22 protein-coding genes are annotated in these 23,804 nt (G+C 68.1%); 9 read left to right on the forward strand and 13 right to left on the reverse strand.

Going from position 1 to position 23,804, the window contains the following annotated elements:
* The first annotated feature begins 129 nt into the window (after window positions 1-129).
* From NO931_RS11590 to NO931_RS11605, 4 genes are all read left to right on the forward strand, one after another.
* Window positions 130-1,101: a transcription initiation factor IIB gene (locus NO931_RS11590; protein WP_256392492.1), complete on the forward strand. Its 972-nt coding sequence runs from the start codon at window positions 130-132 to the stop codon at window positions 1,099-1,101.
* Between the two features lie 136 nt (window positions 1,102-1,237).
* Window positions 1,238-2,140 (forward strand): DUF5602 domain-containing protein, encoded by a 903-nt coding sequence (locus tag NO931_RS11595; protein WP_256392493.1) that lies wholly within the window; start codon window positions 1,238-1,240, stop codon window positions 2,138-2,140.
* Between the two features lie 33 nt (window positions 2,141-2,173).
* Window positions 2,174-2,857, forward strand: a complete 684-nt coding sequence (locus NO931_RS11600) for a type I 3-dehydroquinate dehydratase (RefSeq protein WP_375142063.1) — start codon at window positions 2,174-2,176, stop codon at window positions 2,855-2,857.
* Window positions 2,858-2,993: 136 nt separating this feature from the next.
* Window positions 2,994-3,395 (forward strand): zinc ribbon domain-containing protein, encoded by a 402-nt coding sequence (locus tag NO931_RS11605; RefSeq protein ID WP_256392495.1) that lies wholly within the window; start codon window positions 2,994-2,996, stop codon window positions 3,393-3,395.
* A 42-nt stretch (window positions 3,396-3,437) separates the two neighbouring features.
* Here the strand turns inward: NO931_RS11605 and NO931_RS11610 are convergent, their stop codons facing one another.
* Entirely contained in the window at window positions 3,438-4,616 is a 1,179-nt protein-coding gene (locus tag NO931_RS11610) for a 3-dehydroquinate synthase II (protein ID WP_256392496.1), read from the reverse strand.
* 158 nt (window positions 4,617-4,774) lie between these two features.
* Here NO931_RS11610 and NO931_RS11615 point away from each other — a divergent pair, with 158 nt between their 5' ends.
* Entirely contained in the window at window positions 4,775-5,410 is a 636-nt protein-coding gene (locus tag NO931_RS11615) for a hypothetical protein (protein ID WP_256392497.1), read from the forward strand.
* A 363-nt stretch (window positions 5,411-5,773) separates the two neighbouring features.
* Here the strand turns inward: NO931_RS11615 and NO931_RS11620 are convergent, their stop codons facing one another.
* From NO931_RS11620 to NO931_RS11645, 6 genes are all read right to left on the reverse strand, one after another.
* Entirely contained in the window at window positions 5,774-6,532 is a 759-nt protein-coding gene (locus tag NO931_RS11620) for an HFX_2341 family transcriptional regulator domain-containing protein (RefSeq protein WP_256392498.1), read from the reverse strand.
* A gap of 58 nt (window positions 6,533-6,590) precedes the next feature.
* A complete protein-coding gene (locus tag NO931_RS11625) occupies window positions 6,591-7,397 on the reverse strand; it encodes a 2-amino-3,7-dideoxy-D-threo-hept-6-ulosonate synthase (RefSeq protein ID WP_256392499.1) in 807 nt (268 codons plus the stop codon).
* Between the two features lie 70 nt (window positions 7,398-7,467).
* A complete protein-coding gene (gene trpA, locus NO931_RS11630; protein WP_256392500.1) occupies window positions 7,468-8,331 on the reverse strand; it encodes a tryptophan synthase subunit alpha in 864 nt (287 codons plus the stop codon).
* The gene (gene trpB / locus NO931_RS11635; protein ID WP_256392501.1) at window positions 8,324-9,595 is read right to left on the reverse strand and encodes a tryptophan synthase subunit beta; all 1,272 of its coding nucleotides are present in this window, start codon (window positions 9,593-9,595) and stop codon (window positions 8,324-8,326) included. Before trpB ends, trpA begins: the two co-directional genes overlap by 8 nt.
* Window positions 9,592-10,449 carry an indole-3-glycerol phosphate synthase gene (gene trpC / locus NO931_RS11640; protein ID WP_256392502.1) on the reverse strand — a complete coding sequence of 286 codons (858 nt, stop codon included), beginning with the start codon at window positions 10,447-10,449 and terminating at the stop codon, window positions 9,592-9,594. Before trpC ends, trpB begins: the two co-directional genes overlap by 4 nt.
* Window positions 10,450-10,608: 159 nt before the next feature.
* Window positions 10,609-12,777: an alpha-amylase family glycosyl hydrolase gene (locus NO931_RS11645; protein ID WP_256392503.1), complete on the reverse strand. Its 2,169-nt coding sequence runs from the start codon at window positions 12,775-12,777 to the stop codon at window positions 10,609-10,611.
* Window positions 12,778-12,923: 146 nt separating this feature from the next.
* Between NO931_RS11645 and NO931_RS11650 the strand changes: the two genes are divergently transcribed.
* Complete coding sequence (locus tag NO931_RS11650; RefSeq protein WP_256392504.1) at window positions 12,924-13,391, forward strand: MGMT family protein; 468 nt, start codon at window positions 12,924-12,926, stop codon at window positions 13,389-13,391.
* A gap of 6 nt (window positions 13,392-13,397) precedes the next feature.
* Here the strand turns inward: NO931_RS11650 and NO931_RS11655 are convergent, their stop codons facing one another.
* From NO931_RS11655 to lonB, 3 genes are all read right to left on the reverse strand, one after another.
* On the reverse strand, window positions 13,398-13,757 hold the full coding sequence (locus NO931_RS11655) for a hypothetical protein (RefSeq protein ID WP_256392505.1): 360 nt from the start codon (window positions 13,755-13,757) through the stop codon (window positions 13,398-13,400).
* 457 nt (window positions 13,758-14,214) lie between these two features.
* Complete coding sequence (locus tag NO931_RS20745; RefSeq protein WP_256392506.1) at window positions 14,215-15,144, reverse strand: CPBP family intramembrane glutamic endopeptidase; 930 nt, start codon at window positions 15,142-15,144, stop codon at window positions 14,215-14,217.
* A gap of 45 nt (window positions 15,145-15,189) precedes the next feature.
* Entirely contained in the window at window positions 15,190-17,394 is a 2,205-nt protein-coding gene (gene lonB / locus NO931_RS11665) for an ATP-dependent protease LonB (RefSeq protein ID WP_256392507.1), read from the reverse strand.
* A gap of 296 nt (window positions 17,395-17,690) precedes the next feature.
* Here lonB and NO931_RS11670 point away from each other — a divergent pair, with 296 nt between their 5' ends.
* Both NO931_RS11670 and NO931_RS11675 read left to right on the forward strand, forming a co-directional pair.
* Window positions 17,691-18,215 (forward strand): nicotinamide-nucleotide adenylyltransferase, encoded by a 525-nt coding sequence (locus tag NO931_RS11670; protein ID WP_256392508.1) that lies wholly within the window; start codon window positions 17,691-17,693, stop codon window positions 18,213-18,215.
* 36 nt (window positions 18,216-18,251) lie between these two features.
* Window positions 18,252-19,052, forward strand: a complete 801-nt coding sequence (locus NO931_RS11675) for an SAM hydrolase/SAM-dependent halogenase family protein (protein WP_256392509.1) — start codon at window positions 18,252-18,254, stop codon at window positions 19,050-19,052.
* Between the two features lie 136 nt (window positions 19,053-19,188).
* Here the strand turns inward: NO931_RS11675 and NO931_RS11680 are convergent, their stop codons facing one another.
* Together NO931_RS11680 and tenA are read right to left on the reverse strand one after the other, a co-directional pair.
* The gene (locus tag NO931_RS11680; protein ID WP_256392510.1) at window positions 19,189-20,754 is read right to left on the reverse strand and encodes a sodium:solute symporter family transporter; all 1,566 of its coding nucleotides are present in this window, start codon (window positions 20,752-20,754) and stop codon (window positions 19,189-19,191) included.
* Complete coding sequence (gene tenA, locus NO931_RS11685) at window positions 20,754-21,416, reverse strand: thiaminase II (RefSeq protein WP_256392511.1); 663 nt, start codon at window positions 21,414-21,416, stop codon at window positions 20,754-20,756. Before tenA ends, NO931_RS11680 begins: the two co-directional genes overlap by 1 nt.
* A 117-nt stretch (window positions 21,417-21,533) precedes the next feature.
* Here tenA and NO931_RS11690 point away from each other — a divergent pair, with 117 nt between their 5' ends.
* Window positions 21,534-22,025 (forward strand): cupin domain-containing protein, encoded by a 492-nt coding sequence (locus tag NO931_RS11690; RefSeq protein WP_256392512.1) that lies wholly within the window; start codon window positions 21,534-21,536, stop codon window positions 22,023-22,025.
* A 138-nt stretch (window positions 22,026-22,163) separates the two neighbouring features.
* On the opposite strand, the gene thsA is transcribed toward NO931_RS11690, so the two are convergent.
* Window positions 22,164-23,723, reverse strand: a complete 1,560-nt coding sequence (gene thsA, locus NO931_RS11695; RefSeq protein ID WP_256392883.1) for a thermosome subunit alpha — start codon at window positions 23,721-23,723, stop codon at window positions 22,164-22,166.
* Window positions 23,724-23,804: the final 81 nt, after the last annotated feature.

A 23,804-nucleotide genomic window follows, 5' to 3' on the forward strand; every position in this document is an offset into this window, starting at 1 on the left:
AACGCTCGTTGGGGAATGAGGCCTGACGATACCGAATGATCTAAATACACCGAGTAGCAATTTCTACGAAAGGTTTCACCCGGGGTTTTTCCAGGATTCTCCTGCCCGGTCAGCCCCCGCCTTCGCACAATGACAGAGTCAAACGCACGGACGAGAACCCGAACGGACGAACAGCAAGAAGAAACCGAGTCGGCCGACGAGAGCGTCTCCTGCCCCGAGTGCAGCGGCCAGCTCATCAACGACGAGGAACACGGCGAGACGGTGTGTGCGGACTGCGGCCTCGTCGTCGAGGAGGACTCCGTCGACCGCGGGCCGGAGTGGCGCGCGTTCGACGCCGCCGAAAAGAACGAGAAGTCCCGCGTCGGCGCCCCGACGACGAACACGATGCACGACAAGGGCCTCTCGACGAACATCGACTGGCGCGACAAGGACGCCTACGGCAACTCGCTGGGCTCGCGCCAGCGCGAGAAGATGCAGCGCCTCCGCAAGTGGAACGAGCGCTTCCGCACCCGCGACAGCAAGGAGCGCAACCTCAAGCAGGCCCTCGGCGAGATCGACCGCATGGCGTCCGCGCTCGGCCTGCCGAGCAACGTCCGCGAGACCGCCAGCGTGATCTACCGCCGCGCGCTCAACGAGGACCTCCTCCCTGGCCGCTCGATCGAGGGCGTCTCGACGGCCTGCGTCTACGCCGCCGCGCGTCAGGCCGGCGTGCCGCGCAGCCTCGACGAGATCGCGGAAGTCTCCCGCGTCGAGAAAAACGAGGTCGCTCGCACCTACCGCTACGTGGTCCGCGAACTCGGCCTGGAGGTCCAGCCTGCCGACCCCGAGAGCTACGTGCCCCGCTTCGCGTCGGGCCTCGAACTCTCCGACGAGGCCGAGCACCGCGCCCGCAAGCTCCTCCAGAACGCCAAGGAGAAAGGCGTCCACTCCGGCAAGAGCCCGGTCGGCCTCGCCGCCGCCGCGGTGTACGCCGCCGCGCTCCTGACCAACGAGAAGACCACGCAGGCCGCCGTCAGCGACGTCGCCGACATCTCCGAGGTCACCATCCGCAACCGCTACCACGAGCTGCTCGAAGCCGAGGAGAGCCTCGGTCTGGCCTGATCGGCACACGTTTCTCTCCGCCGCCGTTTTTTTATCGTCCCGTCACCCGCGGGTCTGTCGGTTTCACGCCAGTTTCGATCGTTGGACGGCTCCCCCTGAACATTTACCAGTCGGTACGTGGACACTCTGGCTCGCCATGGGCGACTACACGGTCAGGCGTCGAGACGTGCTCGGAAGTATCGGCGGCGCCGGCGTCGGCTGCGCCGCGACCGTCGCGGACGACGACAGAAGCGAGGACGCGACGCACTCCGGCGACGATCCCGGCGGCTTCCCGCCCGAAAAGCACACCAGCTGGGGCGAGGCCGCGTCGTTAGGCGAGGGCGAACTCCGGACGTTCGCGACGGAAGCGCCCAGCGGCGTCCCGCTGTTTCTCGGCGTCTACCTCACCGAGGGCGCGCTCGACGGGCTGCCGTCGGCGCCGAGCGACGGCGAGTGGGACGCCGGCGGGACGCCGTGTTGCGGCCACGAGCGAACGCTGGCGCTGCCGGACGACGCTCCGGCGGCGTTCGAGTGGGCGATGGTCAACTGGAACCCGCAGGGGCACCCTCCGTTCGACGCCTACGGCGCCCCGCACTTCGATTTCCACTTCTACACGATGGCCCGCGAGAAGCGCTTCGAAATCGAGTCCGGCACGTGCGAGCGGGCCCGCGGGCCGGTGACCTGCGAGACGCTCCGTCGCGGACTCGAACCGCTGCCGGACGATCAGCACCCGCCGGGGTACTCGCTCGTCGACGCCGTCGAGCCGGGGATGGGCAACCACCTGCTCGACCTCGACGCACCCGAGTTTACGGGCGGCGAGTTCGATCACACCTGGATCTGGGGCGCGTTCGACGGCGAACTCACGTTCTTCGAGCCGATGATCACTCGCGAGTTCCTCCTGTCGCACGCTGGGACGGCCAGCGCCCCCGTCGCGATGCCGGCGGCGCTCCCCGACGCCGGCTGGTACCCGACCGAGTACGCGATCCGCCGTCTCGATTCCCGGAGCGGGTACGCCGTCACGCTGGAGTCGTTCGAGCGATTCTCAGCATCGAGCGGGTGATAACTAGGCTTTTTGAGGGCAGCCAACGCCTCCATCAATATGAACTTCGACTCGTTCGTCCTCTGTGCGGCCACGGCGGACCTCGACGACGAACCGGACGCCCGAGAGGACGCCGACGCCGTCGAGTTCCGGATGGACCTGACCGACGATCCGCTGGACGCACTCGACGCGTACGACGGCGAACTCCCGATTCTCGCGACTAACCGCGCCGAGTGGGAGGGCGGCGAAGCCGCTGACCGCGGTCGGCTGGACGCGCTCGGCGAGGCCGCCACGTTCGACGCCGTGGAGGCGATCGACCTCGAACTCGACAGCATCCGCACCGAACGGGGCCAGCGGGTCGCCGCCGAAGCCCGCGAACACGACGTCTCGATCGTCGTCTCGGCGCACAACTTCGAGCGCACGCCCTCGCCCGCGGATCTGCGGAAGGTGCTCGACGAGGCGACCTCGTTCGGCGACGTCGGGAAGCTGGCGGTCACCGCCCACTCCCGCGAGGACGTGCTCGTGTTGCTCGCAGCCACCCAAGAGTTCGACGCCAAGGGAGAGTGTGTCGCCACGATGGCAATGGGCGAGGCCGGACGCCACTCCCGCGCCGTCGCGCCGCTGTACGGCGCTCGAATCGGCTACGCGCCCGTCGATCCCGACGACGCGACCGCACCCGGGCAGTACGACCTCGCGACGCTCCGGGAGCTGGTGGATCGGCTGAGATCGCACGATTGAGGCGAGGACCGCAGCGAGCCGCGGGGGCTTTCGAGGCGGTCTCGTCGGCTGTGCGCCCCGCAACAAGAGTCGCACGAGACTGCTAGCCGAAATCCGAAGCGTAATGCACGCGGCGTCACAACGCCGACGAAAGGTAATGGTACGGAAACGTCCCCTGATCGCGGTCGCGCTGTCGCTGTACCCCGGGCTGGGGCACGCGTACCTGCGGCGGTGGCTGCGCGCGCTGCTGTGGTTCGGGCTGGTCTTGTCCGCGTTGGCGTTCGTCGCGCCCGAAGCGGCTCTCGACGGGTCGATGGGCGTGCTCGACGGCGTCCTGCTGATCTTCGAGGAGCTCACCGCCGCCGAGCAGTTCGCGCTCGTTTCGATCTTCGGGTTCAGCATGCTCGATGCGTACGTGCTGGCCGAACACACCGACCGCCAGAGCGACGAGGGTGCCCCCACGTGCCCCCACTGCGGGCAGGAACTCGACGAGGATCTGGACTTCTGTCACTGGTGTACGAGTCGGCTGGACGAACCGGTCGACGAAGAGACGGTCTGACGCCGTCCGTTCGCACGAATCGGTGCGACGTCGATCGACTCGTTACTTCTCGATGATGCTCTCCTCGACGGCCTCGCCGAAGTGGCGCGCCTCGGCGCCGTAGTACAGCTTGATCTCGTCGCCAGCTTCGAGATCGGTCACCGCTTTTCGACCGTCGGTCGTCGCCACTTTCACCGTCTCGGCGTTCTGGATCAGCGTCTCGACGCGGTCGCCGTCGACGTCGAGCTCGACCCGGAACATCGGGCGCTTCTCGATCTTGACGCGGCCGACGACCGCCTCGCGGGTGTTGCCGTCGAGGTCGACGATCTGGACCTCGTCGCCGCTCTTGAGCTCCGAGAGGTACTTCGTGCCGCCGTCGGGCGTCCGGATGTACGCGTGGACCGCGCCGGCGTTGACTCGGAACGGTCGGGAGGCGACGTACGGCGACTCGGCGGTCTCGGCGTGGACGAACACGAGCCCGCGGGACATCGAGCCGATCAGCATCCCCTCGTCGTGGTCCATCAGGCTCCCCGTATCGACGCAGACCCGGTCGGCGCTGCCGGCGCGTTCGACGGTCAGCACCTCGCCCGACTGCAGGTCGAGCGTCTCGCGCTCGGCCTCGTCGCGCACTCCGACGGTCTCCCGGATCTCGTCGGGGTCCGAGCTGTCCAGCAGCACGGCGTCGGCGCCGAGTTCGAGCGTCTCGTAGGCCGTCTGGGCTTCCTCGGCGGTGGTGACGCCGGCGATCAGCGTCGTCTCCTCGCCGATGCGCGCGATCAGGTTCTCCAGCGGGATGATCGTCCAGTCCTCGCCGACGACGATCGTGTACTCGGCCGTCTCAGCGGCGGTCTCGGCGAACGCCTCGTAGTCCTCGTCGAAAATGCGGACGTAGGAGCCCTGCGCTCGGTCGTCGTCGCGGCGGAGCGTGGAGAGATCCGCCGACCCCGAGAGGTCACCGGGTAGATCGACCGTCCCGTCGCCCTCGCCGTTTTTACCCACTACGTAGGCGTCCGGCTCGGCGTCCTCGGCGTCGTCGGCCTCGGCGTCGTCGATCACGTCGACGTCGCCGCCGGTCCGGAACGCGGCGACGTTCACGTCGCCCAGTTCTCGTACTCGGGCCACGTCGTGCTCGTCGACGAGCACCCAGTCGACGCCGGCTTCCAGCCCGGCGGTAATTCGCTTGCGCCGCTCGTCCCAGTCACCGACGGCGTCGTCGGCCTTCAGCCAGACTGCGCGTGTCATGCTCGAACGCTCGCAGGCGGCGGGCTTGAACGTGGCGGAACGTCGGAAGCTTGCGCCGTGCGGGAGCGACTCGCGACAGTGACGATCGTATTGATAGTAACGATAGTACTGATACTATCGACATAGACGATAAGACCAGACGGCGTCCTCGTTCTGATATGGCGCCGAACCTCGACGACGACGCCGACGCGAGCAGTCCGGACACCGACCGCAGCGACGCCGTCGCCACGACGCCGTCCCGGGACAGCGACGACAGCGCCGAGTTCGTCGCGCGGGTGATCGTAGAGCAGTTCGGCGGGCCCGCGCTCTGCGAGTTCGGCCGCGCTCCGACCGTCGTCGCCGCCCGACGGATCGCGCAGAGCCGGACCGGTCGCGACGCGACGCCGCTGGAGGACGCCGCGGCGGCGGCCGACCTGTCGGTCCCGACGGTCGCTCGCGCCGAGAACGCGCTGCTCGACGCGATCGGCGCGCCCGGAGAACCCGCCGAGGTTCGGCGCCTGACCGACCGCGTCGAGCGGTGCCGACAGGTGCTGGTCGCGACCGCCCGCGACCGCGCCGGGGCCCCGCGGCTCACGACGGTACTGTGCGGCGATTCGCCCGATGCCCCCGATCCGGAGGACGTCGAGGTCCCCGACGACGTCGACCCGTTGCCGCCGGCCGAGAGCGCCGAGGAGCTGAAGGCGTACTACCACCGGCTCCGGTCGGACCTGCGCTGCGCGCGGCTCGGGTTCCGGCTGTACGAGGCGGTGGTCGAGGCCGAACTCGGTAGCGGACCGCAGCGTAGTCGCGACTGAACGGCGGCCTCCGGCCGTCGACGTCCGTTCCCCGCTGACGCCGGTCCTCCACTCCGCTGACGCCGACCCTCCCCCGCTGACGCCGGTCATCCCTCTCGCCGACGCGACCCCCCGCTGACGCCGACCCTCCCCCGCTGACGCCGGTCATCCCTCTCGCCGACGCGACCCCCCGCTGACGCCAGCCCTCCCCCGCTGACGCCAGCCCTCCCCCGCTGACGACGGTTCTCAACTTTCAGCGGTCCTCCATCTCGCTGACGCCAACCCTCCACTTTCGATGTCTCTCACCCACCGACTCGGCGATGCCGCTGCGGCGTCGTTCGATGGAGACGGACGCCAGTCGACGCCGAAGTCGGGCGACGGCGGCTACTCGGGATGCTCCAGCTTGTGGCGGAACGCCCGGAGCGCGTTGTGTCCCCGCTCGGTCAACTCGACGAGGTGGCGGCGGCCGACCGTCCGGATCTCGACGTAGCCGTCCTCGACCAGCGGCGAGACGACGTGCGTGTCGAGCAGCCGGAACTTCGCTTTGTCGTTGGCCGGATCCCGGTCGGCGATAAATGACAGCTCCTCCTCCTCGGCGTGATCGATCAGGTCGCGCTTTTTGGGTCTGGCCGTGCCCCCCTCGCGCTCGGCGAGGTACGCCATGATCGCGACCTGGTCGCGCGAGGGCGAGTCGACGGGGTAGGTCGGCAGCGTCGCCAGGTCCGAAAACCCCTCGCTGATCGGCTCCGCTTCGGCGTCGTGAGCGTACTCCTCGGGTTCGACGTAGTAGGCGGTGGCGTCGGTCGAGACGTCCATGCAGGCGATCGTCGCGCCGATGGCCGCGAGCGTTCCGGCGCCCGAGACGTTGACGCGGACGGAGTCGCCGCGGTGTTCGGCGGCGACGGTCGTGACGACGCCGAGCACGTCGTACACGTCCCGCAGATCGCAGGCGCGGCGTCGCACCTCGATACCCTTCGCGTCGAGCGCGGCGACGACGTCGTCGTGGTACTCCTGTGTCGTCCCGTGGGGATCGTCGTGTTCGAGCAGGTACACCACGTCGGCGCGGTAGCGCACGACCGGTTCGACGATCCGGTCGAGTTCGCTACCGAAGGGAACGACGTGTACCCGGTCGACGGCGTCCATGAACGTGAGCGTGCGCCCTCGCCGCAAAACAGTTACGCTCGCTTACGATTCCCGCCCCTTACGCTTCGACGGTTATCCCGGCCCGGTCGAGCGCCTCGTCGACGCCCGCGTCGTCGTGGATGACGGCGGAGACGGCCCGCGAGATGGCCTCGGGATCCTCGTGCTGGAAGATCGACCGGCCCATCGAGATGCCGTCGGCGCCGGCGTCCATCGCGCCGCGGACGTTCTCGACGGTGTCCCGGTCGGTGCCGGGGCTTCCGCCCGCGATGACGACCGGCAGGCGCGTCGACTCGGTGACGTGCTGGAAGCTCTCGGCGTCGCCGCTGTACGCCGTCTTGACCACGTCGGCGCCGACCTCCTCCGCGAGGCGCACCGCGTGGCCGAGATACTCGGCGTCGTGTTCGGGATCCTCGCCGTCCAGATTCTCGCCGCGAGCGTAGGACATCGCCAGCACCGGGATGCCCAGCCGGTCGGCCTCGGCGGTCATCTTCGAGAGATCCTCGATCTGGTCGGGCTCGTGCTTGCTGCCGACGTTGATGTGGTAGGAGACGGCGTCGGCGCCGGCGCGGACCGCTTCCTCGACGGTACCGGTTCGGCGCTTGTCGTTCGAGTCCGGCCCGATCACCGTCGAGGCGTTGAGGTGTACGATGAACCCGCTGCCGTTCTTGTTGCCGTGGACCCGCGGGGCGATCCCCTTCTGGGTGAGGACGGCGTCGGCGCCGCCGCGCGTGATCGCGTCGATCGTCGATTCGATGTCTTTCAGTCCCTGTACCGCTCCGAGCGTGATCCCGTGGTCCATCGGGACGATCATGTATTTCCCGTCTGTCCCGATGCGCTCGAGTCGCGCGTCCGTTCCGATAGTCATGGTATGTGAGTCTCTGGCAATCTGCAGTTATGTGTTTTCCGATTCGCGAGGTGGCGCCGCCGGCCAGCGCTCAGGTCGTGCGGTCGACGGGATCGCCGGCCTCGTCCGGCCGGGCGTCGGAGCCGTCGATCGCGCCGGCTTTCAGCTCCGCGGCCTTGGCTTCGAGCCGCTCGGCGACGGTGCCGCCGTCCGTCTCGCCCTCCGCGACGATGTCGACGAACACGCTGCCCGCGACGACGCCGTCGGCGCCCGCCGCGACGATCTCCTCGGCGTGCTCGCGCTCGCTGACGCCGAAGCCCACCGCCTTGGGGACCGACCACTCGGCGAGCCGCGCGAGGCTCTCGTGGGTCGCATCGCTGACGTCGGCCTGCGCGCCCGTCGTTCCGAGGCGGGCCTGGACGTAGACGAATCCGGAGACGCGCTCGCGCATCGCCTCTAAGCGCTCGTCGGTGGTCGTCGGCGCGACGACGAAGATCAGGTCGACGCCGAACTCGTCGCAGGCCTCCCGAAGCGGGTCCGATTCGTCGACCGGCAGGTCCGGAATGATCAGCCCGGAGATGCCGGCCTCGGACGCACGTCGGACGAATGGACGGAGGCGCTCGTAGTCGTTGCCCTCCTTCTCCTCGCCGTACTGGTACAGCAGGTTGTAGTAGGTCATGCAGACCAGCGGCACGTCGACGTCCAGGCCTTCGACGATCTCGAAGAATCGCTCGGGCGTCGTGCCCGCCGCGAGCGCGCGCTGGATCGCGTTCTGGATCGTCGGGCCGTCTGCGATCGGCTCCGAAAAGGGCATCCCGAGCTCGATCACGTCGGCGCCGCCCGCCGCCAGCGCCTCGACGTACTCGGCGGTGGCCTCGGGCTCGGGGTCGCCCGCCGTGACGTACGGAACGAGCGACGGCTCGTCGCCGGCGATCGCCTGCTCTACGTCACTCATGGAAGACCCCCATGTCGGGCGCGGCGTCGATGTCGCGCTTCTCGGTCTCCTCGATGGCGGATTCGAGGTCCTTGTCGCCCCGGCCCGACAGGTTGAGCACGATCACGTCGCCCAGATCCTGCTCCGCCGTCTCGGCGGGGACGCCGTCGGGGCCGAGTTGCTGTTCGAGGAAGGCGACGGCGTGGGCAGACTCCAGCGCGGGGATGATCCCCTCGACCTGCGAGAGCCGGTGGAACCCTTCGAGCGCGGCGTCGTCGTCGACGCTGACCGGCGTAACCAGATCCTCGTCGACGAGGTACGACAGTTCCGGCCCGACGCCGGCGTAGTCCAGCCCCGAGGAGACGCTGTGGGACTCGACGATCTGGCCGTCGGCGTCCTGCAGCAGCTTGGTTCGGGCGCCGTGGAGGACGCCTTCGTCGCCCGAAGAGAGCGACGCCGAGTGCGGGGCGACGCCCTCGTCCTCGTCGACGAACAGGCCCTCGCCGCCCGCTTCGACGGCGAACAGCGTCGTGTCACCGTCTTCGGCGTCCGGAACGAACTCGTGGAACGCGCCCATCGTGTTCGAGCCGCCGCCCGCACAGGCGACGACGCTGTCGGGCAGGCGCCCGGCTTTGTCCCGAACCTGCTCGCGGGCCTCCTCGCCGATCACCGACTGGAAGTCCCGCACCATCCGCGGGAAGGGATGGGGACCGACGATCGAGCCGATCACGTAGTGGGTGTCCTCGACGCTGGTCGCCCACTCGCGCATCGTCTCGTTGATCGCCTCCTTGAGCGTGCCCCGGCCGACGGTCACCGGGATCACCTCGGCGCCGTTGAGACGCATCCGGAACACGTTGGGGCGCTGGCGGTTGATGTCGCGGCGACCCATGTAGATCTCGCAGGGCATATCGAGGTGTGCCGCGGCCATCGCCGTCGCGGTGCCGTGCTGGCCGGCGCCGGTCTCGGCGACGATGCGCTCCTTGCCCATGTACTTCGCCAGCAGCACCTGGCCGAGCGCGTTGTTGAGCTTGTGGGCGCCGCCGTGGAGCAGATCTTCGCGTTTGAGATAGACGTCGGCGTCGTAGCGCTCGGATAGCTGATCGGCGCGCTGCAAGGGCGTGGGTCGGCCGCCGAAGTCGGCCAGGCGCTCCCGGAACTCGTCCATGAACCCGTCCTCGTTCTCGAGGACGTAGCGCTCGTAGGCGTCGGTGAGCTCCTCGATCGCCGGCATCAACACTTCCGGCACGTACTGTCCGCCGTACTCTCCGAACTTCGTCGTGCTCATTCGTTGTCTCCTCTCTGGGACTCCGCCATGGTCAGTCGTTCGGTGTTCTCTCGAACGGTTGCGGCCGGATCCGCGTCGTCGTCCTCGCGAGGCGAAGCCGAGCGAGGGCTCGATGAGCTTCGCTCATCGGTGTCGTAGTCCATGATCGCGCTGCCGATCAGCAGGGCGTCGGCGCCCGCCTCCCGCATCCGTCGGACGTCTGCCGGCGTCGAGACGCCGCTTTCGGCGATCAGCGTCACGTCGTCGGGTGCGTGCGCGGCGACGTCCTCGAACGTCGCGAGGTCGACCTCCAGCTTCGCGAGGTCGCGGTTGTTCACCCCGACGAATTCGGCACCGGCGTCGATCGCTCGTTCCAGTTCCTCGCGCGTGTGAACTTCGACGAGCACCTGAAACCCTCGATCGCGGGCCGCCGCGAGCAGGTCGGCCAGATCGTCGCCGACGAACCGCGCGATCAGCAGGACGACGTCGGCCTCGACGGCGTCGAGCTGGGCCTCGCGCAGCAGGAAATCCTTGCGCAACACCGGTACGTCGACGGCCTCGCGCACTCGTTCGAGGTACTCCGGGCTGCCGCCGAAGTGCTCCGGTTCGGTGAGCACCGAGAGGGCGGCCGCACCGCCGTCGACCATCGCGCGGGCGAGCTCGACGGGATCGTCGGTTCGGGTACCCTCCGTCGTCGGGCTGGTGGGCTTGACCTCGGCGATCACCGGCGTCCGGCCGTCCGCCTCCGTCGCCGCGACGGCGTCGTCGAGCGACCGGGGGTCGACCGACACGCGCTCTCCGTCGGGCGAGTCGCGCCGTTCGGCGGCGTCGAGGATCGATCGGACCGCCGGCGCTACGTCTTCATCAGCGTCCATTATCGTACATTAACGGACGGAAATGCACATAAGACTTGCGCACCCGCGCGACGCGTCTACTCCAAAGCGGTGCTAATTCGACAAAAAGTGCGATCGGGACTATCTACAGACGGGGGACGATGCCGGATGCCGGAACGTCGCCGAACGTCGGCGTCCGACCTACTTCCAGGCGTCGTCGTACTCGCCCGTCGAGTCCGCGGGCGTCGTGTACGTCCGATTCGAGCCGGACTCCCAGGTGACGCTCCCGCTGTCGTCTTTCTTGATGAACTTGAACTCCAGATCGGTCCCGGCGGGGACGCTCACGTCGTGGTACCAGTCGGGGTACTCGTGTTCGACCTGGTTGAAGAACGGCCCGACGGCCTGGGCCGTGTCCCAGTTCCCCAGTTCGGGGACGTTGCCGACGAGGTAGACGCTCTCACCGGGGTCGGTGGTGGCGTCTCTGACGACGAACCGGACCGACTCCTGACTGGCCGTCAACACCTCGAAGTGGTCGAACGAGCCGCTCTGGTTGCCGTTCGCGTCGGTCACCGAGACCGCGTACTCGCCGCCGCCGACGTTCGGGACGGTGACCTCGATCTCCGTGTCCGACCAGGAGACGACGTTCGCGTCGGTGCCGCCGAACTGGACCGAGCCGGTCGCGTCGCCGAACCCTTCCCCGCTGACCACGACGCTGTTTCCGGGCGTCCCCATCGTCGGGCCGACGTGGCCGAGCGTCGGGCTCGTCGTCGAGCCGTTGTAGGTCCAGACCGAGACGGTCTGTGGCCCCAGCGAGTAGGTGTCGACCGAGCCGTCGGCGTTGACCGTGAGCTGGTGCCCGTCGATCAGGCCGTCGAGCTCGTCCGAGTACGTTCCCTCGGGCAGCGCCGTGAACAGCCCGGAAATGTCGTACCAGGCGGTGCTGCTGCGGTTGATCCCGACCAGGACGACGTTGTCGCCGAACTCGCGCTCGTAGAACAGCACGTCGCTGTTGACCCACCGCTCCTGGGTGTCGCCGTACGCCAGCGCGGGGTTCTCCTTGCGCAGCGGCGCGAGCTTCTGGATCACCTGGTAGGCGGTCGTCGTCTTGTCGAACGACGCCATCTTGGCGCGGTTCGCGGGGTTGCCGGGCTCGTTCGCGCCGGTCATGTACTGCTCGGTGCCGTAGTAGATGTTCGGCACGCCCCGCGAGGTCAACAGCACGGCCAGCGCCATGTCGGTGTTCGTCGTGTCCCCGCCCTCGGGCGTGAACCGGTCCATGTCGTGGTTGTCGATGAACGTGACCTGATCGAGGATCTGATCGTGCTCGGCCTCGGTCTCCGCGAGCATGTCGACGAACCCGTTCCACCCGTCGTCGCTGAACTCCTTGAGCACCTGCTGGAGATCCTGCCCGAACCGGAAGTCGAGCAGGCTCATCCCGCTGTCGTTGGAGAACTCGTAGTACCGGGAGTTGCTCTCGTCGGCGCCGATGAACCACTCGCCGAACGTGAACACCGGGCGGTGCTCGTAGATCGTGTCCATCAGCGTCTTCTGCCACTCGGGGGACATGTGAGCGACGGCGTCAACCCGGATCCCGTCGATGCCCGTATCCAGCCACATCTCGACCGCCTCCTTGAGGTACGTGTCGATGAACGACGACTGGAGCGCGTAGTCGGGCAGATCGTACAGATTCTTGTACAGCGTCTCCTCGTAGGAGGGACCGGAGCTGAAGTCGATGCCGCCGTTGTGCCGGAAGTAGCCCGGATCGTCGCCGTACGACGCGACGTACTCCCCGTCGTCGTACAGCGCCCCGTCCTCCATGAACGACGGGTCGTCCTCCCTGGCCGGGTTCGTATGGTTCGGGATGAAGTCGATGACGACCTTGATGTCGTTCTGATGGGCGACGTCGACCAGCTGCTGGAAGTCGCTCATGTCCCCGAAGATCGGGTTGGGCGATTTGAGGTCGCGCACCCAGTAGCCGTGGTACGCCGCCGAGTCGTAATCGGGGTGGATCTCGTAGACGTTCTCGAACGGCGGGGAGATCCACAGCGCCGTCACGCCCATGTCGGTGAGGTAGCCGTCCTCGATCTTGTCGATGATCCCCTGCCAGTCGCCGCCGCAGTACTTCGTCAGCTCGCTGCAGTCCTCGTCGTACAGTTCCCCGTCGGGATTGTTCGACGTGTCGCCGTCCCGCAGACGGTCGGTCAGGACCTGATAGATGACGTCCTCGGTGTAGTTAACCCGCGAACCGACGTCGGTCGTCGAGACCGACGATAGGTCCGCCGTTTCGGCGCTGGCGCCGCCGATACCGCTTGCCAGGCCGAACGATCCAACGCCCATCGCCTTCAGCACCTGTCGACGTTTGAAATCCATGCAGCAGTTTTATTAGCCGATTACTACTTGGGTTTTATCTTAAATATATTTAACAATTATACTAATTAATAATTAAGGATCCTACCGTCGTCCGCCCGCCGAGGACGCGGCGCCATCTTGAAGTTCGTGACTCACGGAGCAGGAGCATGGACGCAGACGACGCCGGCATCTACGCGCGCGACTCGGAGTATCTCGATAGATCGGTCCAGCTCGGCGTCGCCAGCAGCAAGGTGCTGCGGGTGACGTTCCCCGAGTCGGCCGACGCCGACGCGGCGACCGACCATCCCCTGCTCGACCGGATCGACGACTACCTCACGGGCGTCGAGGAGGAGAACTTCGCGGACGTACAGGTCGCGCTGACGATGCCGACCGACCAGCGCAAAGTGCTTGAGTCGGTCAGAGACGTCCCCTACGGCGAGTCGGTGACCGTGGCGGCGATCGCCCGCATGACGCCTTCCCTGAACGACGACGACGAGGAGGACCTGACGCTCGTACGTACCGCGCTGGCGGAGAATCCGGCGCCGCTCGTGATCCCGGACCACCGCGTCAGCGACGGACCGAGCGCGGCGCCGCCGGCCGTCGAGCAGCGCCTCCGTTCGATCGAGGGGCTCTGAAGCCCCTCAGAACCCCAGCGCCCGCTTGAGCGACGCCAGCACGCCCGGATCGTCGGTGGGGAGCTCCCGGGCCACCGCGTCGAGTTCCTCGTCGCCGAAGCGCTCGTCGTCCCGAGCCGAGCGCAGCCACACCTCCCACTCGTCCTCGGTGAGAACGCCTCGCGAGTCGGGTCCCCACTGGCCGACGAGCGCCTCGCGATCGGGAAACGGGACGTCCATGTCGCCCCCGCCCCAGTACAGCGGGACGAGCTTGAATTCGTACTCCTCGTGGTCGAGCGGCCGGAATCGGTAGGGGTACTCCTCGTAGAGAAACACGTCGTCGGGCGTGACGACCTCGCCGTCCGGAAGCTCCAGCGTCTCGGGCATCTGTGCGGTTGTTGGACGCGCTCGTCCTTGAGGATTGCCGACTAGGACACGTTTCGCTCGACGGTTCAGCACCTGCGTCGCGAACGGTCACTACCGCCTCGAAAGCCCCTGCCGTTCGCGGCGCTACGCGCCGCGGGCTCGGGAAACGACGTTTCCCGGCGGCTCCGGTCGATGGACTCGCTGTGCTCCTCGCCGCCTTCGGTGGCTGCGGTGCTTGCTTCGTCCGTCTTCCCGGAGCCGGCAGCCCCTTTCAGTCCCACCCGATGCCGGTCGATCAACTGGCGCGGGTGGGACTGAAAGGGGCCGGTCGATCGGCCCTTCCCGGGCGACGCAAGCACTGGAGCGACCGGAGGGAGCGAAGCGCGCAGCGAGCCCCGGACGGCCGATCGACCGGGGGCTTTCGAGGCGGTAGTGTTCGAAGCCACTCCGCCGAGCCGATCACGTACAGGACTAACTGCTAGCCGGCCCACTCGATCCCGAGGCCCTCGTGAACGACGAACTCCAGGGCGTTGATCAGGTAGTGGGCCACGATCACCGTCAGCAAGCTCCCCGTCAGCACGAACGCTGCCGCGAGGACGCCTCCGAGCAGCCCGGTGACGATCATGCCGCTGGGGCCCTGGATGCCGTGGCCGAAGCCAAAGGCCAGCGAGGAAGCGGCCGCGAGCACCCAGGGCGAGACGCCGAAGCCCGCCGACAGCGCGCCGATCAGCGCGGCGCGAAAGAGCAACTCCTCGAAGACGGCGATGATCGGCAGCACGACCGCCAACAGTACGATCCAGCCCACGAGTGTGTCCGGCCCGAGCGCGCCCCGGAGCTCCTCGCTGTACTCGATACCGACCCGGTCGAGGTTGGCCGCGAGCAGTTCGTTGCCGGCGTACAGCGCGACGCCGAGCCCGAGGCCGACGCCGAGCGCCGGCCAGCCGACGTTCGCGGCGGCGTCGATCCCGAGCGAGGTCGCGGGGACGTCGGCGGCCCACGCCGCGACGAGCAGGATCGCGCCGAGCGCGCCGTGGGTCACTGCGACGTTCGCCAGCAGGGCGCCCGTCGAGAGCGATTGGAGGTCGGCGTCGTTGCGTCGAGCCCCGCGGCCGGAGCGCTCCGGTCGCCGGTCCGCGCGGTCTATCGCCGATCCATCGGCGGAAGCCGCGTCCCGCTCGCCATCGATCTCGGCGGCGTCCGGGTTCTGCGGGTCGCCGCCCTCGTGCGGCTGAGCCGCAGCGGCGTCGCGCAGTTGTGCCTCGGCATCCTCGCGCAGTTGGGCGGCGGAACGCCGCCTCTGGCGGTTCTCCGATCCGCCGCTCGATGCCGTTTGCGTGGCGCGGGCGAGCACGAGCACCACCGCGAGGACGGCGAACACGACGAGCGCGAAGGCGGCCCACTGAGTCACGTTGCACCGTACGAACCGGCGATAGAAAAGATGCCCCTTTAGAGCCTACTGCGGGCTCGGGTTCGATCCGCCGGGACCGACCTGCGGATCGAGTGCGTTCCCGGTGATGCTCTTGAGGCGGTCGACGAGGCTGTCCTTCTCGGTCTCGCCCGCCAGCGCGACGTCGAGCACCTCGCTGATGTTGCTGACCGGGACGATCTCGACCATCTCCTCGTACTCGTCCTCGATCATCACGTCCTGCTCGTTGGCCTTCGGGATGATGATCGTCTCGATGCCGGACTTGGCGGCGGCCTCGATCTTGTGGGTGACGCCGCCGACGGGCAGCACGTCGCCCCGCACCGACAGCGAGCCGGTCATCGCCAGATCCTGACGGACCGGAATATCCTCCAGCGCCGAAATGACGGCGGTAGCGACCGTGATCGACGCCGAGTCGCCGTCGACGCCCTGCTGGCCCGCCTGAACGAACTGGATGTGAACGTCCTTCTCGGAGAGGTCGACGTCCGAGAACTTCTTGATGATCGCGGAGACGTTCTGGACCGACTCCTCGGCCATCTCTTGGAGCTTCCCGGTGGCGATCACCTGGCCGCCGCCCTGCGCGGGCGCGACCTCCGCCATGACGGGAAGCATGATGCCCGAGTCCTCGCCCATCACGGCGAGGCCGTTCACGCGGCCGACGACGTCGCCGTCGGCGACCGTGAGCTCGTAGTCCTTGCGGCGCTCGATGTAGGTGTCGGCGAGCTGCTGCTCGATCGAGCGCGAGCGCTTCTTGGCCTGCAGCACGTCCTCGCGCTCGGTGAACTCCTTGTCCTCGGCGCGGGCGATGTCGCCCGCGACGCGGACCAGACCGCCGAGGTTCCGGAACAGCAGCGTCAGGTGGCCCTTCCGGCCCGAGCGGCGCTTGGCTTCGAGCACCACTTCCTTCGCCGCTTCGGGCGTGAAGTGGGGCAGGCGGCCGTCCTTCTCGACCTCCTGTGCGATGAACCGGATGTACTTCCGGCGCATCTCGGGGGTGTCCTCGATGGTGTCGTCCATGAACACCTCGTACCCGTACCCCTTGATGCGGGAGCGCAGCGCGGGGTGCATGTTCTCCAGCGCGTCGCGGTTCCCCGCGGCGATCATGATGAAGTCACAGGGGACGGGCTCGGTCTGGACCATCGCGCCCGAGGAGCGCTCGGACTGGCCCGTGATCGAGAACTCGCCCTCCTGGATGGCCGTCATCAGCTTCTGCTGGCTGCGGATGTCGAGCGTGTTGATCTCGTCGACGAACAGCACGCCCTTGTTGGCCTTGTGGATCGCCCCCGGCTCGACGCGGTCGTGGCTGGGGGTCTCCATCCCGCCGGACTGGAACGGGTCGTGGCGGACGTCGCCCAGCAGCGCGCCGGCGTGGGCGCCGGTGGCGTCCTCGAAGGGCGCCTGGGTCTGCTCGGCGGCGTTGACGATCATGTTGGGGATCATCGCGTCGCTGCCCCGCTGCGTGTAGCGGAACAGGATGTAGACCGCCACGGCGGCGATGATACCCAGCAGGAGCGACGCTCCCGTGATGAGGGTGTACCCGAGGATGATCGCGACGATGATCAGCATCAGGAAGGTGCGCAGCTGGTTGCGCTTGCGCGCCTCCTCCTTGTGAGCGTCGATGATCTGGTCGCCCTTACCGGCCGGAACCGTCCGGACCTTCGGCTCGTTGCCGTCGTCCGGGTTGTGGTAGACGAGAACGTCCTGAAGATCCTCCTTGGGCAGGAGGTGGCTCATCGCCTTGGCCAGCATCGACTTGCCGGTCCCCGGCGACCCGATCATCATCACGTGGCGGCGCTGCTTGGCCGCCTTTTTGACGATGTCGCGAGCCTCGTCCTGGCCGATCACGTGGTCGACCAGCTCGTCGGGGATCGCGATCTCGTCGGTCGAGTCGATGTCGAGCCCCCCGAGCAGGTCGTCCTCGTCGAACTCGTCGCGAATGTCGGCCTCGACCTCGCTCCCGAGGTCGTCTTCGAGGCCGTATTCGTCGTCGAGGTCGTCGGCGGACTGGGACGACGTGTCTTCACTCGCGTCCTCGGCGTGCCCGCCGTCCTCTGTTCCCTCCCCCGTTTGCTGTTCATTCCCCGACGGCGCGCCGTCCGACGCGTCGTCCGTCGGCTCCTCGGACTCGCCCGATCGCTCCGTGGCGTCCTCCTCCGGGGACGCCGGGACCTCGGCGGGCGGTTCGCTTCCCCCGTCCCTGCGGGGGTCGTCGTCGGTATCCGTGTCGTTACTCATAGAATCGTTCTGCTACCTAATTCGAAGGCTGCGCTACTGATATACTTTCTCCCTCGGTGCGTCGTGGGCGCACGCGAGGACCGCCATACGGCGGTTTGACAGACAGTTCGGCCCGCAGCACCGACCGCCGGTCCTGTCGCGACGCCAACCGGACGCTGCGGCGGCCGAGACACGACCAGTCGCGGCGCCGGCCGTCACGATAGCCGAGCAGCCGCGGCGTCGCAACGTGGCCCGGCGTCGATCCACCTGCCGCGGCGTCTCGCCACCCTTATGCCCCGAGCGACGAACCGTCGAGCATGACCCGCGGGTGCTACATCGGCCGATTCCAGCCGTTTCACAACGGCCACCGCAGCATGGTCGAGGCCATCGTCGAGGACGACCACGTCGACGAGCTCGTGCTGGGCATCGGGAGCGCCGACGCCTCCCACACCAGACACGACCCCTTTACCGCCGGCGAGCGCATCATGATGCTCACGAAGTCGCTCGTCGACGTCGACCTCGTGACCTACGCGGTGCCGATCGAGGACCTCGATCGCAACTCCGTCTGGGTGAGCCACGTCCAGAGCATGAGCCCCGACTTCGACGTCGCGTACTCGAACAACCCCCTCGTCATCCAGCTGTTCGAGGAAGCCGGCGTCGAGGTGCGCCAGTCGCCGATGTTCAACCGCGAGGTGCTGGAGGGCTCGGAGGTCCGCGAGCGCATGATCAAAGACGGCAACTGGGAGTCGCTGGTGCCCGACGCCGTCGCCGAAGTCGTCGAGGAGATCGACGGCATCGAGCGCATCCAGCGCGTCAGCGAGACCGACAGCAACGGCGTCTGACCCGGCCGTCCTCACATCCACGACCACACAGCACCCATGATCACGCTTTCTTCCGATTTCGGCTCGCCGTACCCCGCCGCGATGAAAGGCGTCGTCCTGCAGCGAACCGACGCCCGCCTCGTCGACGTGAGCCACGCGTTCCCCCGGCAGGACGTCCGCGCCGCCGCGTTCTGGCTCCGCGAGATCCTCCCCTACTTCCCGCCCGCGACGCATTTGGTCGTCGTCGACCCCGGCGTCGGCACCGACCGGGCCGCGGTCGCGATCGAAGCCGGCGAGCACGTCCTCGTCGGTCCCGACAACGGCGTCCTGCTGCCGGCCGCGAGAGTACTCGCGGGCGACGCCGAAGCGGCGACCAGCGATGCCGACGACGCGATCCGTGTCCACGAAATCAGCTACGAGAATGCCGCATCGAGCACCTTCCACGGTCGGGACGTGTTCGCGCCCACAGCCGCCGAGATTCACGAGTCGTGGGCTGCTGACGGCACCGTGCCCGACGCCGTCGACGGGGTAGGCGACGTGACGCCGACCGACGAGTTCGTCGATCTCGACCTCCCCGAACCGGCGATCGAGGGCGACGCCGTCCGGGGCGAGGTGCTGGTCGTCGACGACTTCGGCAACGCGATCACGAACGTCCCGGGCTACGTGCTGGAGGGCCTCGACGAGGTGCACGTCGACGGCCGGGCTGTGCCCGCCGTCGAGACGTTCGCGGAGGTCCCGGAGGGCCAGTGGCTCGCCACCGTCGGCAGCCACGGCAACGTCGAACTCGACGTCAATCGGGGGCGAGGCGACGAAGCGTTCGGCGTCGAGGCGGGCGATTCGGTGCGGATCGAGCTGTAGGGTTCTCGGAGTCGGGCCGATCAGGCGCCGTTTTGCGCGTCGACCACGAGCTGATAGGCGAGGTACGCGAAGCTGACCAGCACCAGCGCGATCGATCCCCAGACGAGCAAGCCGAACGCGGTTGGTCCGAGCGGCGTCATCGGTTCACCTCCGAAGCCGCGGCGTCCGCTGCGTCCACACCAGCCGAGACATCATCGTCCGCGTCCCGCCCGCCGTCGGTCATCGGCTGCTCGATTTCGCGGATCTCGCTCGCCAGTCCGCCGTGATCGAAATCGGCGTCTGCGACGCGCGCTGCGACGAGCGTCAGCACCGCGGAGACGGCGGTCGCCCCGACGAACGCGTACGCGAAAGAAGGCGCCGGAAGCGCCGCGTCGAGGCCGAGGACGGTCGCGAGCGGTCCGCGCAGCGTCGGGAAGAACGCGACGCCGACGGCGAGGCTCGCGAGCGAACTGGCGAGCGCGCCGGTTTCGGTCAGTCGCGTCGAGTACAGCCCCGCGACGAACGGGATGAACGTCGCAGCGGCGAGCAGGTCGGCGGTCAGAAACAGCGAGAGCACGCTGTATCCCTGCGAGCCGATCGCGATCGCACCCGCGGCGACGACGACGGTCAACGCCCGCCCGGTCCGAGAGAGCGTGGCGGCATCGGCGTCGGTGAGCCGTGCGAGATCGGTCGTGACGAGGCTCGCAACGCCGTTGAACATCGTATCCGCGGAACTGGCGACGAGCAACACTGCGAGCACCACGACCGCCAGCGCGACCCACTCGGGGAACGACTCGGCGACCAGCACGAAGAAGGCGACGCTGGCGTTACCGCCGCCGATCAGGCCGAGCCCGGACGCGGCGACGCCGAATAGTCCCGACAGCAGGATCAGCGGGACGCTCATCGCCGCGGCGGCGATCAGCGAACGCCGGAGCGTCGCGTCGTCCTTCGCGGCGTAGACGCGCTGCCACCGGCCCTGGTTGAGCATCCCGGCGCCGAGCACCGCGAACACGACGTAGATCCCGAACTCGACGCCGGCCGCGTAGCCCGGATCGAGCAGGTAGGCGTTCGCGCTCGCGATCTCGGCGTGGACCTCGCCGGTACCGCCGAGCGCGAACAGCGCGCCGGCGAATCCGACCGCGAGCAGCGGCAGGATCACGAGCGTCTGGACCGCGTCGGTGACGATCGTCGCCACGAGGCCGCCGTAGGCGGTGTACACGAGGACGAACCCGCCGATCAGCGCGGCGGTCTGCCAGAGCGGCACCCCCGCGAGCATCGCCAGCGCGCCCGCGATGCCGGTCATCTCCGCGGCGAGGAACACGAACATGTAGAGCATCGAGACGACCAGCACGTACGCGTACATCCGCGGGCCGAACCGCACGAGGGTGTACTCGGTCAGCGAGTGGCCCTCTGGCATCAGCCGGCGGATGCGGACGCCGACCGGCACGAGCAGGAGCAGCGGGATCGCGCTCCCGATCGTGTACCCCAGCACCGCGGGGAGTCCCCCGAAGGCGGCGCCCGCTTCGGCGGGACTCAGCAGGATCCACGCACCCATCGACGACGCGACGAGCGTCGCCGTCGTCGCGCCGGTGCCGATCGAGTTGCGCGCCGAGACGTAGTCTTCGACGGTGTCGACCCGACCGCACGAGTACAGCAGTCCCAGCGCCGTCACCGCGGCGAGCGTGACGACGGTGGCGCCGAGCGCGAGCGTACTCGTTACCATCAGATCTCCCACCCTTCGCAGGTGTAGGCCATCTCCCAGAAGTCGTGCTCCAGGCGAGCGCTCGTCAGAAACGCCTCCCGCATGGCGTCGCGCTCGCCGGGGGACTCCTCGCCGCAGCGATCGACGAACTCCCGAGCGCGGTCGACGGCCGCGCGGAACTCGTCGCTCGTGTACTTCTCGACGAAGGGCGCGTACCGATGCTCGGCGTCGCCCTGAATCTCGGCCATCCGCTCGGCGACATCGAGGTAGCCCTGCGCGCAGGGGTAGATCGCGGCGGCGATCTCCGCGAGCGATCCTTCGTGGGCGGTCCGCACGAGGAAGTTCGTGTAGGCGACGCACGTGGGGGCTTTCGCCGTCGCTTCGAGATCCGCTGGCGTCAGGCCGTACTCCGCCGCGAACTCGCGGTGCAGGTCCATCTCGTCGTTCAGAATCCGATCCGCGACGCCGAGCAGGTACGCCATCGTCGCCTCGTCGCGGGCCTTCGTTCCGGCGATGGCGTACGTTCGCGCGTAGTCGAGCAGGTAGCGGTAGTCCTGCCGGACCCAGGTCTCGAACGCCGCCGGGTCGAGCGTTCCCTGGGCGAGTTCCCGCACGAAGGGATGCTCGTACTGCGCTTGCCAGATCTGTTCGCCCTCGTCGAGCAGTTCGTCGCTGAAGCTCATCACTCGACGAAACGCGATCCCGCAGTGATATAACTTGCTAATATTAGCTGGTTGTTAGAGATTCGCCAGTGTCCGATCGTGCTGGCCTTTTTGACGGATACGCGAGAACTCGCGTCCATGCAGAAGGTTTCGATCGAGGACGTGGAGTCCGAGACGTACGATCCGGCAAACCGGACCCACGAGCTGCGGCGGCTGACCGATCCGCTGAGCGCCTCGAACGTCGCGATCAACCATTACGTCCTCGAACCGGGGGAACGGTTCAGCGGATCGGTCCACGCCCACGCCAACCAGGAGGAAATCTTTCTCGTCGTCGAAGGAACGGCGACGTTCGAGACTCGAGAGGGGGAGATCTCCGTCGGCGAGAACGAGGCGATCCGGTTCGGGCCCGGAGAGTTCCAGTCTGGCAAGAACGACGGCACGGAGACCGTGGTGGCGTTCGCACTGGGCGCTCCCCCGGACGGCGGGGACGTGCTGTTCGATCGAATCCCGGACCTCGACGAGAACGTGGCGTGTCCAGAGTGCGGGCGCGACAGCTTGCGAGCGTCCCCGCCAGACGCCGACGCCGATTTCGCCTGTCCGGACTGCGGTGCCGAGTCGGCGCTGGAGTAAGCGGTACGACCGTTTGCCAGCGGTCCCAATTGCTGAGCTATGACTGGGAACGTGGGGCGAGTTCGCCACTCCCGCGATGCCGATATTTGTTCTGCAAATACTCGGTGAAAAATACGAGACTACCGCCTGCTCGACGGGCTATTCTGCCGCGATCACGTCGTCGATCCGGGCGATCAGCGTCGCGGCCTCGGTGGCCGACTCGACAGCCTCGTGCTTGACGGCGGCGGGGTCGACCGTGCCGTACTCGACGGGGTCGCCGACCTCGCGGGTCTGGCCGTCGACGATCAGGCCGGCGCGGCCCTCTGCTTCGTGCTCGGAGCGCAGGTCGACCAGCGCGTCGATGGGGTCGAGCCCGGCGTTCGCGGCGAGCGTGCGCGGGACGGCGTCGAGCGCGTCGGCGAACGCCTCGACGGCGAGCTGCTTGCGGCCGGAGACGCCCGCGGACTCGGCGCGGACGCGGTCGGCGATCGCGATCTCCGCGGCGCCGGCGCCGGGGACCACGCCGCCGGAATCGAGCGCCGCGGTGACGACGTCGAGCGCGTCGCGGACGGCGCGTTCGAGCTCGTCGACGACGTGTTCGGTGCCGCCGCGGACAAAGAGGGTGACCGACTCGGCGACGGCGCCGCCCTCGACGAACACGAGCTCGTCGTCGCCGTACGTCTCGGTGCGGACGCGCTCGGCGCTGCCGAAGTCTTCCTCTTCGAGGTCGTCGAGCGCGCCGACGCGGCGGGCGCCCGTGGCGCTGGCGATGCCGCGGACGTCGCTGTCGGAGAGGCTCTCGAAGACGAGCACGCCCTCGTCGGCGAGGAACGAGGCGACGCGATCGTCGACGTCCTCTGTGGCGAACACGACCTCGGCGCCCGAGTCGGCGACGGTCTGAGCGACCCCCTTCACTTCCTCCTCTTCGGCGTCCATCGCGGCGGTGAGCTGGTCGACGCTGTCGACGCTGTACTCGGCGTCGACGTCGCCGGTGCGGACGCCCAGCTCGACGTCGAGCAGGGCGATCGAGGCGTCTTCGACGTCGCCGGGCATCTGCTCGGTGACGGGTTCCTCGTCGACGAGGATTCCCTCGACGAGTTCGGTCGCGCCGGAGCTGGCGCCGACCTGCGTCTGGATCGAGATGTTGTCGCGGTTCACGCCCGCGTCGCCGCGCACCTGCTCGACGGCGTCGACGACCGTCCGGGCGAGCGACTCGGCGGTGACGCCGCCGGTTCCCTTGCCGGTCATGCTGGACTCGGCGACCGCGAGCAGCAGTTCCTCGTCGACGTCGCCGTCGAGCGAGAGCTCGTCGACGGCCTCGTGGGCGATCTCGGCGGCTTCGTGGTACCCCTCGACGATCGTCGTCGCGTGGACGTCGTCGTCGAACAGGTCCTCGGCCTGGGCGAGCAGCTGGCCCGCGAGGATCGCCGCGGTCGTCGTGCCGTCGCCGACCTCGTTCTCCTGAGTCTCGGCGACCTCGACGATCATGTCCGCGGCGGGGTGCTCGATGTCCATCTCCTGGAGGATCGTCGCGCCGTCGTTGGTGATCACGACGTCGCCGGAGTCGGAGACGAGCATCTTGTCCATCCCGCGGGGCCCGAGTGTCGTGCGTACGGCCTCGCTGACGGCCTTCCCGGCGGAGATGTTCGACTGCTGGGCGTCTTTGCCCGACGTTCGCTGACTGTCCTCGCTCAGGATGAAGAGCGGCTGTCCACCCATGCGCCGCTGAGAAGCGTTGTCTGCCATGTGTTCGGTAATGTATACTTAGCGGTTCGATATAAACTTTGCTGGTGAAAGAGT

This window comes from Natronoarchaeum rubrum (assembly GCF_024494695.1).

Excerpts from the sequence above, each read along its gene's own strand:
- trpC (WP_256392502.1), bottom strand. The coding sequence starts at position 10,449 with ATGGACGCTGATGAAGACGTAGCGCCGGCGGTCCGATCGATCCTCGAC.
- NO931_RS11680 (WP_256392510.1), bottom strand. The coding sequence starts at position 20,754 with ATGGTAACGAGTACGCTCGCGCTCGGCGCCACCGTCGTCACGCTCGCC.
- NO931_RS11690 (WP_256392512.1), top strand. The coding sequence starts at position 21,534 with ATGCAGAAGGTTTCGATCGAGGACGTGGAGTCCGAGACGTACGATCCG.
- NO931_RS11590 (WP_256392492.1), top strand. The coding sequence starts at position 130 with ATGACAGAGTCAAACGCACGGACGAGAACCCGAACGGACGAACAGCAA.
- lonB (WP_256392507.1), bottom strand. The coding sequence starts at position 17,394 with ATGAGTAACGACACGGATACCGACGACGACCCCCGCAGGGACGGGGGA.
- trpB (WP_256392501.1), bottom strand. The coding sequence starts at position 9,595 with ATGAGCACGACGAAGTTCGGAGAGTACGGCGGACAGTACGTGCCGGAA.
- NO931_RS11650 (WP_256392504.1), top strand. The coding sequence starts at position 12,924 with ATGGACGCAGACGACGCCGGCATCTACGCGCGCGACTCGGAGTATCTC.
- NO931_RS11620 (WP_256392498.1), bottom strand. The coding sequence starts at position 6,532 with ATGGACGCCGTCGACCGGGTACACGTCGTTCCCTTCGGTAGCGAACTC.
- NO931_RS11675 (WP_256392509.1), top strand. The coding sequence starts at position 18,252 with ATGATCACGCTTTCTTCCGATTTCGGCTCGCCGTACCCCGCCGCGATG.
- NO931_RS11625 (WP_256392499.1), bottom strand. The coding sequence starts at position 7,397 with ATGACTATCGGAACGGACGCGCGACTCGAGCGCATCGGGACAGACGGG.
- NO931_RS11610 (WP_256392496.1), bottom strand. The coding sequence starts at position 4,616 with ATGACACGCGCAGTCTGGCTGAAGGCCGACGACGCCGTCGGTGACTGG.
- NO931_RS11655 (WP_256392505.1), bottom strand. The coding sequence starts at position 13,757 with ATGCCCGAGACGCTGGAGCTTCCGGACGGCGAGGTCGTCACGCCCGAC.
- NO931_RS11670 (WP_256392508.1), top strand. The coding sequence starts at position 17,691 with ATGACCCGCGGGTGCTACATCGGCCGATTCCAGCCGTTTCACAACGGC.
- NO931_RS11645 (WP_256392503.1), bottom strand. The coding sequence starts at position 12,777 with ATGGATTTCAAACGTCGACAGGTGCTGAAGGCGATGGGCGTTGGATCG.
- thsA (WP_256392883.1), bottom strand. The coding sequence starts at position 23,723 with ATGGGTGGACAGCCGCTCTTCATCCTGAGCGAGGACAGTCAGCGAACG.
- NO931_RS11595 (WP_256392493.1), top strand. The coding sequence starts at position 1,238 with ATGGGCGACTACACGGTCAGGCGTCGAGACGTGCTCGGAAGTATCGGC.
- NO931_RS11615 (WP_256392497.1), top strand. The coding sequence starts at position 4,775 with ATGGCGCCGAACCTCGACGACGACGCCGACGCGAGCAGTCCGGACACC.
- tenA (WP_256392511.1), bottom strand. The coding sequence starts at position 21,416 with ATGAGCTTCAGCGACGAACTGCTCGACGAGGGCGAACAGATCTGGCAA.
- NO931_RS11605 (WP_256392495.1), top strand. The coding sequence starts at position 2,994 with ATGGTACGGAAACGTCCCCTGATCGCGGTCGCGCTGTCGCTGTACCCC.
- trpA (WP_256392500.1), bottom strand. The coding sequence starts at position 8,331 with ATGAGTGACGTAGAGCAGGCGATCGCCGGCGACGAGCCGTCGCTCGTT.